The organism is Cupriavidus sp. 2SB, assembly GCF_005503625.1.
Taxonomy (GTDB): Bacteria; Pseudomonadota; Gammaproteobacteria; order Burkholderiales; family Burkholderiaceae; genus Cupriavidus.
The window spans coordinates 1-16452 of the sequence record NZ_SCMX01000055.1; the positions used below are offsets into that span (position 1 = coordinate 1).

15 protein-coding genes, 1 other RNA gene and 1 riboswitch are annotated in these 16452 nt (G+C 64.2%); of the genes, 9 read left to right on the plus strand and 7 right to left on the minus strand.

Annotated features, from left to right (window positions below; all coding sequences use genetic code 11):
* Window positions 1-4: 4 nt before the first annotated feature.
* Both FFS21_RS22325 and FFS21_RS22330 read right to left on the minus strand, forming a co-directional pair.
* Window positions 5-1060: a M48 family metallopeptidase gene (locus FFS21_RS22325; protein WP_137926915.1), complete on the minus strand. Its 1056-nt coding sequence runs from the start codon at window positions 1058-1060 to the stop codon at window positions 5-7.
* Between the two features lie 14 nt (window positions 1061-1074).
* A complete protein-coding gene (locus tag FFS21_RS22330) occupies window positions 1075-2139 on the minus strand; it encodes a YjgN family protein (protein ID WP_137926916.1) in 1065 nt (354 codons plus the stop codon).
* A gap of 752 nt (window positions 2140-2891) precedes the next feature.
* On the opposite strand from FFS21_RS22330, the gene FFS21_RS22335 reads away from it, so the two are divergent.
* From FFS21_RS22335 to FFS21_RS22355, 5 genes are all read left to right on the plus strand, one after another.
* Window positions 2892-3602, plus strand: a complete 711-nt coding sequence (locus tag FFS21_RS22335; RefSeq protein WP_137926951.1) for a GntR family transcriptional regulator — start codon at window positions 2892-2894, stop codon at window positions 3600-3602.
* A gap of 39 nt (window positions 3603-3641) precedes the next feature.
* Window positions 3642-5066 (plus strand): malonyl-CoA decarboxylase domain-containing protein, encoded by a 1425-nt coding sequence (locus FFS21_RS22340; protein ID WP_137926917.1) that lies wholly within the window; start codon window positions 3642-3644, stop codon window positions 5064-5066.
* Window positions 5067-5189: 123 nt separating this feature from the next.
* Window positions 5190-6200: a Bug family tripartite tricarboxylate transporter substrate binding protein gene (locus tag FFS21_RS22345; protein WP_137926918.1), complete on the plus strand. Its 1011-nt coding sequence runs from the start codon at window positions 5190-5192 to the stop codon at window positions 6198-6200.
* A complete protein-coding gene (locus FFS21_RS22350; RefSeq protein ID WP_137926919.1) occupies window positions 6200-6982 on the plus strand; it encodes an enoyl-CoA hydratase/isomerase family protein in 783 nt (260 codons plus the stop codon). The genes FFS21_RS22345 and FFS21_RS22350 overlap by 1 nt, the downstream gene beginning before the upstream one ends.
* Before the next feature lie 60 nt (window positions 6983-7042).
* A complete protein-coding gene (locus FFS21_RS22355; RefSeq protein WP_137926920.1) occupies window positions 7043-8584 on the plus strand; it encodes a malonate--CoA ligase in 1542 nt (513 codons plus the stop codon).
* A gap of 170 nt (window positions 8585-8754) precedes the next feature.
* Here FFS21_RS22355 and FFS21_RS22360 read toward each other — a convergent pair whose 3' ends face one another.
* The 5 genes from FFS21_RS22360 to FFS21_RS22380 form a co-directional block, all read right to left on the minus strand.
* A complete protein-coding gene (locus FFS21_RS22360) occupies window positions 8755-9447 on the minus strand; it encodes an SIMPL domain-containing protein (RefSeq protein ID WP_137926921.1) in 693 nt (230 codons plus the stop codon).
* A 190-nt stretch (window positions 9448-9637) separates the two neighbouring features.
* Window positions 9638-10111 carry an EVE domain-containing protein gene (locus tag FFS21_RS22365; protein WP_137926922.1) on the minus strand — a complete coding sequence of 158 codons (474 nt, stop codon included), beginning with the start codon at window positions 10109-10111 and terminating at the stop codon, window positions 9638-9640.
* A gap of 88 nt (window positions 10112-10199) precedes the next feature.
* A non-coding RNA gene (ssrS, locus tag FFS21_RS22370) (6S RNA) lies at window positions 10200-10419 on the minus strand.
* Window positions 10420-10772: 353 nt separating this feature from the next.
* The gene (locus FFS21_RS22375) at window positions 10773-11096 is read right to left on the minus strand and encodes a cell division protein ZapA (RefSeq protein ID WP_137926923.1); all 324 of its coding nucleotides are present in this window, start codon (window positions 11094-11096) and stop codon (window positions 10773-10775) included.
* On the minus strand, window positions 11093-11416 hold the full coding sequence (locus FFS21_RS22380) for a hypothetical protein (protein WP_137926924.1): 324 nt from the start codon (window positions 11414-11416) through the stop codon (window positions 11093-11095). The genes FFS21_RS22375 and FFS21_RS22380 overlap by 4 nt, the downstream gene beginning before the upstream one ends.
* Before the next feature lie 216 nt (window positions 11417-11632).
* Window positions 11633-11899, plus strand: a riboswitch (cobalamin riboswitch).
* A 77-nt stretch (window positions 11900-11976) separates the two neighbouring features.
* Here FFS21_RS22380 and FFS21_RS22385 point away from each other — a divergent pair.
* Genes FFS21_RS22385 through cobO form a run of 4 tightly spaced genes read left to right on the plus strand, consistent with a single transcriptional unit; the run spans window position 11977 to window position 16360 of the window.
* On the plus strand, window positions 11977-13917 hold the full coding sequence (locus FFS21_RS22385; RefSeq protein ID WP_137926925.1) for a TonB-dependent receptor domain-containing protein: 1941 nt from the start codon (window positions 11977-11979) through the stop codon (window positions 13915-13917).
* Between the two features lie 3 nt (window positions 13918-13920).
* The gene (locus FFS21_RS22390; protein ID WP_137926926.1) at window positions 13921-14928 is read left to right on the plus strand and encodes a FecCD family ABC transporter permease; all 1008 of its coding nucleotides are present in this window, start codon (window positions 13921-13923) and stop codon (window positions 14926-14928) included.
* On the plus strand, window positions 14925-15734 hold the full coding sequence (locus FFS21_RS22395; RefSeq protein ID WP_137926927.1) for an ABC transporter ATP-binding protein: 810 nt from the start codon (window positions 14925-14927) through the stop codon (window positions 15732-15734). The genes FFS21_RS22390 and FFS21_RS22395 overlap by 4 nt, the downstream gene beginning before the upstream one ends.
* Window positions 15731-16360, plus strand: coding sequence for a cob(I)yrinic acid a,c-diamide adenosyltransferase (gene cobO / locus FFS21_RS22400; RefSeq protein WP_137926928.1), 630 nt, complete (start codon window positions 15731-15733; stop codon window positions 16358-16360). Before FFS21_RS22395 ends, cobO begins: the two co-directional genes overlap by 4 nt.
* Window positions 16361-16452: the final 92 nt, after the last annotated feature.

Here is a 16452-nt window from a genome sequence, read left to right on the forward strand (position 1 = left end):
CCCCTCAACCGCCCCCACCCCGAATCGCCTCTATCCGCTCCCTCGTCAACGGGTGCGTCGAGAAGAATCCCGATTTCCCGTCATCGTCCTCATCGCTGGCCGCCTGTTTTGTACGACGGCCGCCGTGCGTATCCTCCAGCTTCTGCAACGCATCCGCCAGCGCCGCCGGCGGTAGTCGGTTGTCGCGCATGACCTGCACGGCAAACGCATCGGCTTCGCGCTCGTGTTCGCGGGAATAGCGCATCGACAGCACAGCGGCCGGCACGGTGGCGAGCAGCACGGAGACATCGCCGAACAGATAGGTCGACATGGCGCCCACGACAGACGCCTGGAACACCTGCTGCAACCCGTGTCGCTCTGCCACGTGTCCGGCCTCGTGCGCCAGCACGCCCGTCATGCCCGCGCCTGTACCGATCAGATCGACCAGTTCGTCGGTCACGACAATCGTGCCGCCTGGCAGTGCCAGTGCGTTGGCGCCAATCCGGCCGCCCTTGCGAAAGAGAATGCGGTAGTTGTGCCCCGCATCCTCGGGCCGGCGCAGCGCGGCGAAGCTGTCGCGAATGCGCTGCTGGTCGGCGGCAGGCAGGGCGCTGGGCCGCACCAGTTCGTCGAGGCTTTGCAGCGTGGCATTGCCTAGCTGCGCTTCCAGCGTGGACGGTATCGTCTTTGCAACCAGTGCGGCCGTCCACGGCAGCAGATAGAAAGACGACACGACGACAAACGCCACCAGTCCCACGAGCGATAGTATCGCCATGCGCCAGCTGTTCTGGGCACGCGACACCATGCCCTCGCGATACCCCGTGGCGGCCAGCATTGCGTCGAAAGCGGCGTGATCGGTGACCTCGCAATAGGCCCCGTCGTCGAACGTCACCAGGCGCGGGCCGCGCCTGATGCGCTCGGAGACGCGCAATGAGGCCAGCGGCGCACGCCGCAGCACGTCGCCCTGGGCGTCGTGCAGTTCGGCGTGGCCTTGCTGCACCTGTATCGTCACAAGGTGGGCGCGCGACGACCGGGTATCGAAGTAGCGCGCGGCAACGCGTTCCGGTGTGGCGCCCGGCATGGCCGTTTCCGTCATTACAGTGCGATGTCGATGTCGTACCAGTCGGCGGTCGCGTCGCCCAGTGCGCCCACCTGCTGCTGCTCGCCGGCAACGAATTCGTCGAGCGGGCTGGCTGCCAGCATCGTCATCGACGCCACACGATACCTGGCCGTGCGCACACGCGCGAACGGGTAGTACAGGCCCAGGGTCAATGCGGTGAGAACCATATTGCCGATCATGATCCCGAACAGCTTGCGGGCCGAAACATTGCTCTGGAAGCGGTGCGGCGCCAGCGTCGTGCTGTTCCAGATCAGGTTCTGCATCTTGGCCTGGAAGATCGGCAGGATCAGCAGCAGGGCGATGTAGAAGGTGATCACACCCAGCACGATGGCCAGAACCGGGTGGGCCAGCGACCCCACGCTGCCGATCACGGCGCCGGCGATCAGGAACAGCAGCGTCAGGCCGGCTGTCATCAGGTAAACGCGGTAGAACGCGCCCGCCGTGGCGTCAAACGCAAACGGGGTGGTCCCGAAGCGCGTGTTGTTGTGCTGGTATTGCTTGAACCGCTGGTGCGCCAGCGGCCCGAGCAGCAGCAGCGAAAGGGCCGTCAACATCGGCCAGACCAGGAAGACCATGAAGCCGCCCTTGTCGTCGCCGGTAAAGGCGAAGCGCAGGCCGCGATAGCTCGAATTCGCCATGCGGAAGCGCAGCGAGCGTACCAGCAGGTAGGGGAAGACGAGCGTCAGCGCCAGACCCAGCAGTCCGCCCACCACCGGCGAGATGCCAATCAGCACCTGGTACACCATCGCCACGCCGAACACGATGGCGCGACCTTTCAGGATGGCCTGAGGCTTGCCGTGGTAGTCGAACGTCGCACCGTCCAGCTGCGTGCTCCGATAGAAGTACTGCATTGTGCGTACCTTGGCCCACGCGGAATAGATGCCGAGCGTGACAATGGTCAGCAGCGTATTGACGATCCAGATGCGGAAGAATTCGGAACCCGATCCCGTGAACGAGAACGGCAGGCTGCGAGGTTCGGCGGGCTTCTTCGGCGCGAATTCATCGCTGCCGAAGACGGTTTGGTTGACTTCCCAGTTCATTGATTTGACCTTTTCCTGTTTGACGCGCTTTACAAAGTTAACTCGGCTCTCGCGCGAGTTTCACCTTTGCAACCGTTTTGCTCGGTGCTTTTATGTATGGGGCAGCACATTGTCGCATCCACGGGTGATCTTTATTCCACAAAACGCTGTTGTGGAGGCTCAGACACTGTCCGAGTCGATTTCTGAGGCGTAACGATAGGGAAACATCCTGTTACACGCATTGATCTATGTAACAAGTTCTTGATTGTCCGCCCCAATAAAATCAACAGCTTACCTGCACTGGCATGGTCCTCGCTATTAAGCCTGTTACAAGAATGGTCGGGACCTAGGGAGGACCGGCCCGGCGGCGGGAATTCAGGGAAAGTGCGTCCGACGAGGCGCGCAGATACCGCGGCACGATCGAAACAAGGCCGAACGGGAAAAGGCACGGGAAAGTCTGCACCCTGCGATGGGTGCTTGTACGGGGCAGGCGCAGGTTGGCGCCGGCATTGACACCAGCCTACGCACGCTCTCGCAAATCTCGCAGGGCGTCGATGACAAATCGCCACAGCGTTTCTTTCATGCGCGGGCAATCTTCTGCAGGGAGGCAGGGGATTGTCCGCTGCACCTACTTCTACTTCCGCATCCTGAATCTTTGTTGACGCCGCGCTGCGCGGGGTTAACCCCGCTTGCGGCGCGCCCGTCGCACTCCATAATTATGAATTATTGAGGCGTATGCGCCTCTCACGGTGGCTCCTGGATCAGGGGGTGTGATGCGTATCGTTCGGCAGGCGATGTACCTGGAAGTTGCCGACCGTCTGCGGGCGATGATCGACGACCGCACGCTGACGCCCGGTGCGTGGATCGACGAGGTGGCGCTGGCCGCGTCGCTCGGCACGTCGCGCACCCCGATGCGCGAGGCGCTCAAGCTGCTGGCCGCCGAAGGGCTGGTGCGCCTGGAGCCCCGGCGCGGCTGCTTTGTGAATGCGCTGAGCGAGCAGGACCTCGACGAGATTTTCCCGCTGATGGCGTTGCTCGAAGGGCGCTGTGCCTACGAGGCCGCGCGCAACGTCACGGCGACGGACCTCGATGCGCTGGAAGGGATGCACGCCGAGCTGTCGCGCTACGCGCAGGACGGCGACATCGACGCCTATTACGAGACCAACTATCAGATCCACGAGGCCATCCAGCGACTGGCCGGCAATCGCTGGCTGTCTGGCGTGGTGAGCGACCTGCGCAAGGTGCTGCGGTTATCGCGGCACAAGAGCCTGAAGCTGCCGGGTCGCATCCATGAATCGTGCGCCGAGCACCTGTCGGTGTTTTCCGCATTGAAGGCCCATGATCCCGAAGGTGCCGAAGCACTGATGAAGACCCATGTGCTGCGCCAGCGCGGTGCGCTGCGCGCGCTGGATCATGCCGAATCCTTGTCCGAAACTGCTCCCGTCCCTCCGGCGCATCTGCGTCTGGCGGGGCAGGGCGGTTGATGGTTTGCATCCCAGTCGATCCCATCGCCAGGAACGTCCATGACTACTTTCGACCCCGCAGACCAACAGAAAGTCAGTGCGCCGCTGGAGGCGAGCGAACCGGTTGGCGACACGCTGCTCTCGCGCTTTGGCCGCTGGTGGGGCCGCAAGGGCGACGAAGCCCCGGCGCAGAAGCCGGAGAAAAAGGCCGCCGAGGTGCAACCGACACTCTCCGTGCGTGCCATCAAGCGCCAGCGCGAACAGTTGCGCCAGTGCTTCGACGCGCGGCTGACCGATGGCGCGGCGAACGCCGCGGCACAGGCATGGCAAGACGAATACGAAGGGGCCACGGAGCCACTACGCCAGGCCATGCTCGGTGTGCTGGCCGAGGTGGCGGCGGGGCGCGATGCCGATGGCGTGCAGCCGGCCAGTGCCTCGGGTTTGTCGCACGCGCTGTCCAACGCCCGCATCCGCTTCTTCAAACGATTCGCCGCGCAGCATGGCCAACGCGCCAATAGCGCGTGCGGACTGCATTTCCTGATCCAGTTGCGCGCGGACATGCTGCGTTGGCACAAGCGTATTCCGGGCCTGCGCGAACTAGACGAGGACCTCGAAGCGCTGTTCTCGAACTGGTTCGATGTGGGCCTGCTCGAACTGCAGCCGATCACGTGGGATTCCCCCGCGTCCCTGCTGGAAAAACTGATCCGCTACGAAGCCGTTCACGAGATCTCGTCGTGGACTGACATGCGCAACCGGCTCGATTCGGATCGCCGCTGCTACGCGTTCTTCCACCCGCGTATTCCGCGCGAGCCACTGATCTTTGTCGAGGTGGCCTTCGTGCCGGAGATGGCCGCAAACGTGCAGGCGCTGCTCGATGAAGCAGCGCCGCTCGAAGACCTGCGCCGCGTGAAGTGGGCCATCTTCTATTCGATCTCGAATACGCAGGCGGGCCTGCGCGGCGTGAGCTTCGGCAACTTCCTGCTCAAGCGCGTGATCGAGGAACTGCAGCGCGAGTTTCCCAAGCTCAAGCAGTTCGCCACGCTCTCGCCCATTCCCGGTTTTGCGGACTGGCTGCGCAAGCAGGATGGCGACGCGGTGGCACGCATTCTGGGTGACAAGCGGATGTCTCGCTGGAGCGAGCGCCATGGCGATGTGCCAGCGGATGGCGCGGCGTGGTTCGGTGCGTTGCCGGCCGATGCCAGCGACCCGGTGATTCGCGATATCGCGCTGACGCTGGCCGCGCACTACCTCGTACGCGAAGGCGGGAAGGGCATGCCGGCGGACCCCGTGGCGCGCTTCCACCTGGGCAACGGTGCGTGTGTCGAGCGTGTGAACTGGGGTGCCGACCTGTCGCGAAAAGGCCGCGCGCAGGCGTGCGGGATGATGGTGAATTATCTTTACGTGCCCGAGGCGCTGGATGACAATCTGGCTCGCCTCGGTGACGGCAACCCGCGCATGAGCCGCGCGGTGGCCAAGCTGCTTTGAGCCCTGGGTCGGGCAGAGAAATGCGCCGGGCAACCTTTTTTGTCGGGTGTTTTTGCAGTGATATTGGGTAGCAGTACTTCGATTGACTTTCCGTAGTAAGTAGAGAGAAAGAGGAGACAGTACATGTATCGTCAGCGCAGCCTGACCGCGTTCGCTCGCGTGTTGGCAATCACCGGTTTCGTGGCCGGCATCGGGGCCGCAAGCCTCCACGCACCTGCCGCCATGGCAGCGGATCCCTGGCCCAGCAAGCCTGTCACCGTGATCGTGCCGTTCCCGGCCGGTGGCGGCACCGACGCGTTTGCGCGTCCCCTGACCGCGCAGCTCTCGAAGCAGCTCGGCAAGCAGTTCGTGATCGACAACCGCGGCGGCGCGGGCGGCACCGTTGGCGCGAGCCTGGCCGCCAAGGCCGCGCCGGACGGCTACACGATCTTCATCGGCGGCGCACACCACGCTATTGCCCCGTCGTTCTACAAGAAGCTCGACTACGATATCGAGAAGGACTTCATTCCCATCACCGTGATCGCGCAGCCGCCGCAGGTGATCGTGGTGAACCCGACCAAGGTGCAGGCCAACACGCTCAAGGAACTGATCGCGTACGCCAAGCAGCATCCGGGTCAACTGAACTACGCATCGGCAGGCAATGGCTCGGCGCACCATCTGGCGGGCGAACTGTTCAAGCTGGAGACCAAGACCGATCTGGCCCACGTGCCGTACAAGGGTGCGGGTCCGGCGCTGTCGGACCTGATCGCCGGCCAGGTGGACCTGATGTTCGATGGCCTTGGCTCATCCTCGCAACATATTCGTGCGGGCCGCATCAAGGCGCTGGCCGTGGCCTCCAAGACGCGCTCGGCGGCGTTCCCGAACGTGCCGACCGCAGCGGAAGCCGGTGTGCCGAACTACGAAGTGTCCACGTGGTACGCCCTGTGGGCGCCCAAGGGTACGCCGAAGGATGTGGTGGACAAGCTGTACGCCGAAACGGCCAAGGCGCTGAACAGCCCCGAGATGAAGCAGATCTGGCTGCAGAACGGTTCCGACATTCCGCAGTTCACGCCGGAGCAGTTCGCGCAGTTCCAGCGCGCCGAGATCAAGCGCTGGGCCGAAGTGGTGCAGCGCTCGGGCGCCAAGATCGACTGATGGGCGGCACTGTCACGTTCGCGCGCGACGGGGCCGTGGCCCTGGTCACGCTGTCGCATCCGGGCAAGCTCAACGCGATCTCGGCCGGCATGTGGCAGGCGCTGGCCGCCGGGTTTGCAGAGCTGGCTGCGGATACGTCGTTGCGCTGCGTGGTGGTGCGTGGCGCCGACGGCAACTTTGCCGCCGGTGCCGATATCGCCGAGTTTCCGACGGTACGTGGCGACGCGGCTTCCGTGCGCCACTATCACACGCAGACGATTGCCCCCGCGCTGCGGGCCATCGCCGAATGTCCGCATCCCACGCTCGCCGCCATCGAAGGCGTATGTGTGGGCGGTGGGCTGGAGATCGCGTGCCATTGCGACCTGCGCATCGCTGCATCGGGCAGCCGCTTTGGTGTGCCGATCAACCGGCTGGGCTTTCCGATGGCGCCGGGTGAGTTGGGCGGTCTGCTGGCTCTGGCCGGACGCGCCGTGGCGCTGGAAATCCTGCTCGAAGGGCGGGTGTTCGATGCCGACGAAGCGGCCCGCAAGGGTCTGTTGACGCGCGTGGTGCCCGAAGCGGCGCTGCACGATGAAGTTTCCGCCACGGTCCAGCGCCTGTGTGCGGGTGCTCCACTGGCTGCGCGCATCAACAAGGCCACCATCCGCAGGCTCTCGCCCGAACCTGCACCGCTGACGGCCGCCGAGCTGGACGCACATTTCGCCTACGCCACGAGCCGCGACCATGCCGAAGGCGTGGCGGCGTTTCTGGCGCATCGGCCTCCGGATTTCACCGGGGAGTAATATGGCGGCCGGCCCGCTATCATGGCGGGCTGCACGTCATATCCAATCGTTTCCGTATCCATGAACGCCAATCTGTTCGCCCTGTTCGAATCCCGCTTTCCTGCTGACCGTACTGCCTGCTGCATCGAGACGCACGACGGGCTCTACTACACGTGGGACGATCTCGACCGCGCCACGGCGAAGATCGCCAACCTGCTGACCGCGCTGGAACTGCCTGCTGGCGCACGCGTGGCCGTGCAGGTCGAGAAGTCGGTCGAGGCGCTGTGCCTGTACCTGGCCACGCTGCGCGCCGGACTGGTTTACCTGCCGCTGAACACGGCGTACCAGGAAGCCGAGGTCGACTATTTCGTCGGTGATGCCGAGCCAGCCGTGGTGGTCTGCAGCAGCGCGAACTTCGGCTGGGTGTCGAAGGTGGCGTTCAAGCACAACACGCACCACGTCTTCACGCTCGACGAGAACCGCACCGGTTCGCTGCTGCAACGCGCCGCCCAGCAATCGGACGTGTTCACCACGGTCGAACGCCAGGACGACGATCTCGCGGCCATCCTGTACACGTCGGGCACCACGGGCCGCAGCAAGGGCGCGATGCTGACGCACCGCAATCTCGCATCGAACGCGCAGACGCTCCACGAATACTGGGGCTGGCGCAGCGACGATGTGCTGCTGCACATGCTGCCGATCTTCCATGTGCACGGACTGTTCGTGGCATCGCACGGCGCACTGCTGGCCGGCGCCAAGATGATCTGGGCGCCGAAGCTCGACATGGCGCAGATCCTCAAATTCCTTCCGCGCGCCACGGTGATGATGGGCGTGCCGACTTACTACGTGCGCATGGTGCAGGAGCCGCGTTTCGACAAGGAAGTCTGCGCCAACATGCGCCTGTTCGTGTCGGGTTCCGCGCCGCTGCTGCTGGAGACCTTCGACGCCTTCCGCGAACGCACTGGCCACACGATTCTTGAGCGCTACGGCATGAGCGAAACCGTGATGCTGGTCTCGAATCCGTACGACGAGACGCTGGGCGAGCGCATTGGCGGCACCGTCGGTCTGCCGCTGCCGGGCGTGGAAGTCCGCGTGGTGGATGGCGAAGGCCAGGCATGCGAGGCCAGCGTGATTGGCAACGTCGAGGTCAAGGGCCCGAACGTGTTCAAGGGCTACTGGCGCATGCCGGAAAAGACTGCCCAGGAATTCACCGCCGATGGCTGGTTCAAGACTGGCGACGTGGGTCGCTTCGGCGGCGAGGTGGGCGAGCGCAAGGTGCCGGACACCTATCTGACGATCGTTGGCCGCAGCAAGGACCTGATCATTTCGGGCGGCTACAACGTCTACCCGAAAGAGATCGAGAGCTTTATCGATGAAATGCCTGGCGTGGCGGAATCCGCCGTGATCGGCGTCCCCCATGCGGACTTCGGCGAAGCGGTGGTGGCCGTGGTGGTGCGCAAACCCGGCGCCGACATCGACGAAGCCGGCATGATCGGCACACTGAAGGGCCGCATCGCCAACTTCAAGGTACCCAAGCGCGTGCACGTGGTGGACGAACTGCCGCGCAATACGATGGGGAAGGTGCAGAAGAATGTGTTGAGGGATCAGTACAACACGCTTTGATCTGCTTCCCACCTATTGTTGTCTCCCCTCTCCCGCTTGCGGGAGAGGGGCGGGGGTGAGGGCCAGCGGTTCTGCACCGACAAGTCGCAGATTGCACCGCTATGCCCTCACCCCCAACCCCTCTCCCACCCTGTGGGAGAGGGGAGCAACCCAAGCAAACGGGTTGCGCGTTACTTCACCATCTGCACGGCCCCATTCACCGACACCTGTACCTGCGTCTTGCCGCCTTCCACAGGGATCGGTGCGCCGGCGTCGGCGGACATGGCCTTGGCGGCGTACATGCGCGGCATCGGGGGCACCATGCCGCCGCTTTCGTTGACCGAGACTTCGCGGATGGTGTAGCTGGTATAGCCGAACAGCTTCGCGGTAGCCTGGGCCTTGTCGCGGAATGCGGCCACTGCCTGATCCGTCAGTTTCTGTTGCGTGGCCAGGCGGGCCTCGCGCGACAGCGAGAAGGCCACGTTCTGCACCTGCATCTGGCTGGCGAGTTCACCGGCGAGCTTCGACACGGCTGCAAAATCCTTCGACTTCAGGATGACCTCCGAGCGGCCACGCCATGCGCTGATCTTGCCGTTGCGATCGGTGGTGGGGTGAATCGTGAAGCCGCCCGATTGCGCTTCCACGCCCGACGTGCGCTTGGCCTGGTTCAGCACGGCCTGCGTACGGGTGGACAGTGCGTTTGAAATGGCCGACGGCTCCTGGCCTTCCTGCTCCACTGCCAGCGTCAGCTGCACCACGTCAGTCGGCACCTCGGCTACGGCTTCGGCGGACAGTGACAACACGCCCGAGGGCGGCGGCACGGTCTGGGCCGTGGCGATGGCGGCGGTGGTGGACAGCAGCGAGGCAAGCAAGAGTTTCTTCATATTGTTCTCCACATCGAAGTGATGGCCATCTGACGCGCGCCGGGCGGAATTGTTCCTCACGCGGCACAGTGCGCCAGTTTCACGAGATCGCGCAAGACGCGCATGGGGATGAAACGGGAGAGACGACGGGATGGGGTTAAACGGAGTCAAAAAAAACGGCGGACGTTCAGGCTCACCCCCGTGCCAACCTTCACTTCATCAGCTTGCTGGTGATGTAGCGCCACTCGGCGGGCGTGACCGGCGTGATCGAGAGTCGGTTGCCGCGGCGGAGCACGACCATGTCGGCCAGCGCGTCATGCTCGCGTAACGCGGGCAGCGGGATCAGCGCGGACTTGCTGACGAACTTCACATCGACGAGCGACCAGCGCGGGTCTTCCTTCTTCGATGCCTTGTCGAAATAGTCGCTTTTCGCGTCGAACTGGGTGGGGTCGGGGTAGGGCTGCGAGCAGACTTCGGCCAGTCCGGCGATGCCCGGCTCGGGGCATGAGGAATGATAGAAGAGCACGCCGTCGCCGATGCGCATCTGGTCGCGCATGAAGTTGCGCGCCTGATAGTTGCGTACGCCGGTCCAGGGCAGCGTGCCCTTGCTGGCAAGATCGTCGATGCTGGCTTCGTCCGGTTCGGACTTCATGAGCCAGTACTGGCGCGCACGCGTATCGGACATGTGAGGAAGATCAGAAGATTAGCTGATCGAAGGCACAAATGAAAAAGGCGGTGGTTCGTTGAAACCACCGCCTCTTCATCACTTGAAGGGGGTCCCCGCCTCGGCCGCTGGATCGGCATCCTGAACCCAAGTGAGGTTCAGAGTGGCTGCGGAAGTCGTATTTCGGGTACATCGGCCACTCAGGGAGTGTCAGGCAGAACCTGAAACTATGAATGTCGCGACGCGCTCGCCCACACGACATAATCCCGCACCATGCAATGCATATCGGTTCAAGGAGTTTATGACCCTCACGAACCAGGCAGGGAAACTGTCAAACGTCTGACTTTGGTTCCTTCACACAGACACATACAACCTTGTGCTGGGGATGTCAGACGTTTGCCGTTTCAATAGAGATGGGTGGAAACGGCGGCCAGGCACGATAACCCGGCCATTCGGCTGCGTCGGTCGTTTGGGCGCCGCGCAGTGGCTCCACTATACACCGCGCATCTGCGCATACCAAGTCAGACGTGTTGCACCGTTACATTTTCCATCACGACCATGGCAACACTGTCATGGTTGCATGCGAGGCGCGGCATCCGCTTCACATGCACGACATATTGTGGCCACTGCCGCGCAATTCAAGCGCGGTCAGCAGGGTTTTTTGGCACGCTGGCGAATCGCTCTAGCGCGTGCCTACATGTGCGTACTGGCGTAGTGCCTCGTCGGCGCGCTCGTTGAGTTCGCGAATGCGCGCACGCACGGCCTCCACGGGAATGGCGCCTTCCTCGTCCTGCTTGTGGCGCATTGCCAGCAGGTCCGAGGCCAGGCTGATCGCGGCCATCACGGCCACGCGTTCGACGCCCTTGGTGGAGACGGTGCCCTTCAGCTTGTTCATCTTGTCGTCGACCAGTGCCACGGCTTCGAGCAGCGCGGCCTCGTTGTCGGGCGCGATGGCGAAGCGATAAGGCTGGCCGGCGATGTTCACTTCCACTTGCTTGTTGCTCATGCGTGTTCTCCGGGGGCTTGCTGCGAGCCTTCCGATGCGGCGCGCGGAGCGCCTTCGCCGAGGAGGTCGAGCTGGCGCGCATCGCTGGCCGTGGGCAGCTTGTCGAGGATCGACTGGATGCGCAGTTGCGCTTCCTCGATCTTGATGTTGAGCAGTTCGCGGTCGGCCGCCATGGCTTCACGGTCCGCGCGCAACTGGTTCGCCTCGGACTGCAGGCGGTCGATTTCCGCACGCAGCCGCTGGTTTTCCGCCGCCAGGGTGTCGGCGTGATGCAGCACGCGTCCGATCTTGGCGGCCAGTTGTTCGAGTTCGTTGAGCATAGTGCCTGTCGTGTCCGGTAGGAGTAGTGGTCAGGTTTCGGGATTCTAGCCGATGCACGCGCGAGGTTTACCGCCAACGCGCCCGATGAGACTGGGGTGCCGCACGGAAGTTGCGTCGAAGGGTGCCAGATCGCGGCAATTCGGCGCATTTCGGCATGTCATCCACGGTTAACGGCAGCTTGACGTATCGCATTGACGCAAAACTTGAAACTCCCTACACTCGCGCACGTTCCAGGTGCTCGCGGCACCCGCACACGTCGGGGCTGCAGTTCAACGGGAAACAGGGAGCAGGGAGGGGACGCCATGTCGCCGCCGGCCAACCTGTGCTGCCCCCGCAACGGTAAGCGACCGCGAACGCGCTGTCTCATGTTTCAATCCAGCGTCCTTCGCAGGGTTGGCCTAGCGCCACTGACCGGTTCCGGTCGGGAAGGCGGCCAGCCTGATGTCGTCAGCCCGGATACCGGCCTGTAGAACGCGGGCGTCCGCCCCTAACGCGGCACGCCTCATCGCCATAGGGTCCGCGGGGGAACGGATCCGGCCGTTCTCTTCCATCCTGACTCATGCGTTTCACGCCATCCAGGTCGACCGTTGCGGCAAAGCCGTCGGTTCGCCCTTGCGCGCCTGCCATCCTGGCAGCCGTTGCCGTTGTTTCCACTTCGTCCCTGCCGGCCTTTGCGCAGTCCGCTGCCGAAGCCGCGACCCAGACGTCGCCGCAGTCCTTCGCGCCCGTCGTCGTTACTGCCTCGCGCACCGCGCAGAGTGTGACCGAGGCGTTGCCGCATACCACCGTAGTCACCCACGACGATATCGTCAACTCCCAAGCACCTGATTTGCGCTCGCTGCTGCGCGGGCAGGCAGGCATCGAATTTGCCGCCAATGGCGGCATGGGGGCCAACACCACGCTGTTCATGCGCGGTGCAAACTCGAATCAGGTGCTGATCCTGATCGATGGCGTGCGGATTGCAGGCGTGAGCGGCGGTACCGCGCAACTGGCGAACATCCTGCCCGACCAGATCGAGCGGATCGAGGTGGTGCGCGGCAATGTGTCGGCGCTGTATGGCTCGGACGCGATCGGCGGCGTGGTGCAGATCTTCACCAAGAACGGGGTCGGTCAGCCGCCGGCCGCCAATGCGCAGGTGGAGTACGGCAGCAACAACACGCGGCAGGGCACGGTGGGCTACGGCGGCCAGGTGGGCGACACATCGTTCAACGTAACCGGCTCGATCTTCAAGACCGACGGGTTCTCGTCGGTCAACTACCAGCAATGGGCAGCCGCCAATCCTGCAGCCGTGCGTCGCGGCACGGGTCCGAACCCGGGCGACAACCCGTACGAGAACAAGAGCGTCTCGGGGCAGGTGCGCCACAAGTTCACGCAGGACTGGGATGCCGGCTTCGCGGCGTACTACTCGAACAGCCAGCTTTCGTACGACAGTCTCAGCGGAAAGCCCACCGACGACTATCGGATGGACAGCGAGTTGTACACGCTGTCGGCATTCGTCAATGGCAAGGTGACGCGCGACTGGACCACGCACTTCAAGATTGCGCAGAGCGAGGACCGCGCGGAGACCACGAAGAACAGCCTGTTCGATAGCCTGTTCAGCACCCGCTCGCGCCAGTTCAACTGGCAGAACGAGTACGCGCTGACGGCAGATCACAAGCTGTTGTTCGGCACCGATTGGTTGCAGCAGGAACTCGCATCGAGTTCGTACAGCGCACCCACGCGTAACGTGTTCTCGGTCTACGGTGGCTACGAAGGCCGCATCGGCCGGCACCAGTTGCAACTGAACGCGCGCAACGACCACTATTCCGATTTCGGCAACCAGGGCAGCTTCTTCGCGGGCTACGGCTTCAATGTGACCGAGCAGGTCAAGCTGATTGCCAACCTGAGCAACGCTTTCCGCGCGCCGACGTTCAACGAGCTGTATTACCCGGGCTACGGCCAGCCGAACCTGCAACCCGAGCGCGCCAAGTCGGCAGAGGTGGGCGTGCAGGTGGATACGGTGAGCGCCGGCCTGCTGCGCGTGACCGCCTTCGAGACGCGCTACAACGACCTGATCGTCTCCACGCTGCAACCGGGCGGCCTGTATCTGGCGCAGAACGTGGCCAAGGCCAAGGTGCAGGGGATCGAGGCGTCGTGGCGCGCCACGGTCTTCGGCACGGATCTCGGCGCCAGCGTGACGTTCCAGAATCCGGTCGACGAGACCAACAACACGCAGTTGATCCGTCGTGCACGACGCCATGCATCGTTCGATGTGGGCCGCAATATTGGCAGCTGGCGTTTTGGTGGCGAGTGGCTGGTGTCGTCGGAGCGGCTCGACAATGGCTCGCGCACGCTGGGCGGATACGGTATCGTCAACCTCAATGCCCGCTACAACATCGACAAGCAATGGTTCGTTGCCGCCCGTGTGGAAAACCTGTTCGACAAGCAGTACATGCTCGCCTTCCCGTACAACACGCAGGGCCGGGCGGGGTTTGTCACGCTGGGATGGCGGCAGAAGTAAGCCATGTCTGAGTTGCGGCGCGCACTGACCGTTTGGGGCGTCCTGGCCTTGGCCGGGGCGGCCGTGTTTGCGCTGTCGCTGGCCGTGGGCAGCGTGACGCTCGATAGCACGCAGCTATGGCAGGCGCTGACCGGCGCCGATACCGGCACGGCTGGCGCCATCGTGCGCGAGTTGCGTCTGCCGCGCGCCGCCGCCGCGTTTGCCTGCGGCGGCCTGCTGGCGCTTTCCGGCGCGCTGATGCAGGTGCTACTGCGCAACCCGCTGGCCGAGCCTTACGTGCTGGGTGTCTCGGGGGGCGCGTCTACTGGCGCGCTGCTGGCCATGCTGCTGACGCTGCCCTTGTGGACGGTGCAGGCCGGCGCTGCAGGCGGTGCGCTGCTGTCCATGCTGCTCGTGGCCACGCTGGCGCGCCGTGACCTGCTGCATCCGCAAGTGCAGGGCGGCCATCACGAAGCCGGTGCGCGTCTGCTGCTGACCGGGGTCATCCTGGCGGCTGGCTGGGGTGCGCTGATCACGCTGATCCTGGCCGTCGCGCCCGAGTCGCGATTGCGCGGGATGCTGTTCTGGCTGACCGGCGATCTGGGTGGTACATCGAGCTACGGCTGGGCACTGGGCATGCTGGTGGTGGCAATGGCGCTGACCTTGCCGATGGCGCGCGCGCTGAACGTGATGCTGCTTGGCGAGACCGTGGCGCAGTCGCTCGGTGTGCGCGTGGGACGCGTGCGGCTGGCCACCTTCCTGATTGCATCGTTCTCGATTGCGGCGGCGATCACCACGGCGGGATCGATCGGCTTTGTCGGCCTCGTGGTGCCGCACATGGTGCGTCTGGCCTGGGGCAACGATCAGCGCATGCTGTTGCCGGCTGCCGTGCTGCTGGGCGGCATGCTGCTGATGGCAGCGGACCTGATCGCGCGCACGGTCATCGCGCCTGCGCAGTTGCCGGTGGGCGTCATCACGGCGCTGCTCGGTGTGCCAACCTTCCTCTACTTGCTGTTGCGGAGGCCGCGATGAACCCATGGCATGAGCCACTCGCCGCATGTCCGCAACTTGCATTGCGCGATGTGAGCCTGCGCGCGGGAAGCCGCGTACTGATGCAACGGCTCTCGATGTCGATTGGCGCGGGGCAACTGTGGTGCATCGTCGGTCCCAATGGCGTTGGCAAATCCACGCTGATGGGTGTGCTGGCGGGCCTGCGCGCGCCCGATGGTGGTGCGGTCGAGGTGGATGGTGTCGCGGCCACGCATGTGCCGCCTGCCACGCTGGCGCGGCAGCGCGCGTATCTGCCGCAGGCCGTGCATGACACGTTCCCGATGAGGGTCGAGGATGCCGTGCGCATCGGTCGTCATCCGCATTTGAGCGGCTGGGGTTGGGGCCGCCGCGACGACGACAGCGTGGTGCGCGACCTCATGACCGCGCTCGATCTCGACGCATTGCGTGGTCGCGATGTGCTGACCCTGTCGGGCGGCGAGCGGCAGCGCGTGTCGTTGGCCGCTGCACTGGCGCAGCAGGCGCCGCTGCTGATGCTCGACGAGCCGGTGGCGCATCTGGACCTGCGCCACCAGATCCAGGTGCTGGAACTGCTTCAGCGTCTGACGCGCGCGGGTCGGCATGCCGTCGTGGTCATCGTGCACGATCTCACCTTGGCGCAGCGCTATGCGAGTCATGCGCTGCTGATGTCCGAGGACGGACAGGCGCTACATGGCCCGGCCTCCGACGTCCTGACTCCCGCGCAGTGCTCCCGTGCACTGCGCACCCCGATTATCCGAATCAGCGATGGCACGCACGCCGCGCTGATTCCAGATGGAAATCCGCAATGAGCGATATCGAAAACAACAATGCCGACGATGGACGCGACGAGCGTCACAAGGCGCGCATGGTGCGCAAGAAAGAAGTGGTCGACGCGAAGATCGCTTCGGCACAGGCCGAGCGCGGCGTGATGGTGATTACCACCGGCAACGGCAAGGGCAAGTCGAGTTCGGGCTTCGGCATGGTGGTGCGCGCAATGGGCCACGGCATGCAGACCGGCGTGGTCCAGTTCATCAAGGGCGCGATCCCGAGTGGCGAGGAAATGTTCCTGCGCCGCTTTCCTGAGCAATGCGAGTTCCACGTGATGGGCGAGGGCTACACCTGGGAAACGCAGGATCGTGCCCGCGATGTCGCCAAGGCCGAGGCCGCGTGGGAAGTGGCGCGCCGCATGCTGCGCGATCCGGCCATCGGCCTTGTGCTGTTCGATGAACTGAATATCGCGCTGAAGCTGCACTATCTCGATGTGGAAACCGTGATCGCCGATCTGCGCGCGCGTCCGCCGATGCAGCATGTGGTGATCACAGGCCGTGGCGCGCCGCCCGCGCTGATCGAGGCGGCGGATACGGTGACGGACATGACCCCGGTGAAGCATGCGTTCCAGCAAGGGATCAAGGCCCAACGCGGCGTGGAAATGTAGGAAAACGCCATGAAGCCGACTCTGGCGTCGTTGCGCGGCCTTGTCGTACCTGTTGTACTGCCTGCGGCCGCGCGCCTGGCCAGAACCGCTGC

Coding starts and splice junctions, on each gene's coding strand:
- FFS21_RS22325 (WP_137926915.1), bottom strand. CDS start 1,060: ATGCCGGGCGCCACACCGGAACGCGTTGCCGCGCGCTACTTCGATACC.
- FFS21_RS22330 (WP_137926916.1), bottom strand. CDS start 2,139: ATGAACTGGGAAGTCAACCAAACCGTCTTCGGCAGCGATGAATTCGCG.
- FFS21_RS22335 (WP_137926951.1), top strand. CDS start 2,892: ATGCGTATCGTTCGGCAGGCGATGTACCTGGAAGTTGCCGACCGTCTG.
- FFS21_RS22340 (WP_137926917.1), top strand. CDS start 3,642: ATGACTACTTTCGACCCCGCAGACCAACAGAAAGTCAGTGCGCCGCTG.
- FFS21_RS22345 (WP_137926918.1), top strand. CDS start 5,190: ATGTATCGTCAGCGCAGCCTGACCGCGTTCGCTCGCGTGTTGGCAATC.
- FFS21_RS22350 (WP_137926919.1), top strand. CDS start 6,200: ATGGGCGGCACTGTCACGTTCGCGCGCGACGGGGCCGTGGCCCTGGTC.
- FFS21_RS22355 (WP_137926920.1), top strand. CDS start 7,043: ATGAACGCCAATCTGTTCGCCCTGTTCGAATCCCGCTTTCCTGCTGAC.
- FFS21_RS22360 (WP_137926921.1), bottom strand. CDS start 9,447: ATGAAGAAACTCTTGCTTGCCTCGCTGCTGTCCACCACCGCCGCCATC.
- FFS21_RS22365 (WP_137926922.1), bottom strand. CDS start 10,111: ATGTCCGATACGCGTGCGCGCCAGTACTGGCTCATGAAGTCCGAACCG.
- FFS21_RS22375 (WP_137926923.1), bottom strand. CDS start 11,096: ATGAGCAACAAGCAAGTGGAAGTGAACATCGCCGGCCAGCCTTATCGC.
- FFS21_RS22380 (WP_137926924.1), bottom strand. CDS start 11,416: ATGCTCAACGAACTCGAACAACTGGCCGCCAAGATCGGACGCGTGCTG.
- FFS21_RS22385 (WP_137926925.1), top strand. CDS start 11,977: ATGCGTTTCACGCCATCCAGGTCGACCGTTGCGGCAAAGCCGTCGGTT.
- FFS21_RS22390 (WP_137926926.1), top strand. CDS start 13,921: ATGTCTGAGTTGCGGCGCGCACTGACCGTTTGGGGCGTCCTGGCCTTG.
- FFS21_RS22395 (WP_137926927.1), top strand. CDS start 14,925: ATGAACCCATGGCATGAGCCACTCGCCGCATGTCCGCAACTTGCATTG.
- cobO (WP_137926928.1), top strand. CDS start 15,731: ATGAGCGATATCGAAAACAACAATGCCGACGATGGACGCGACGAGCGT.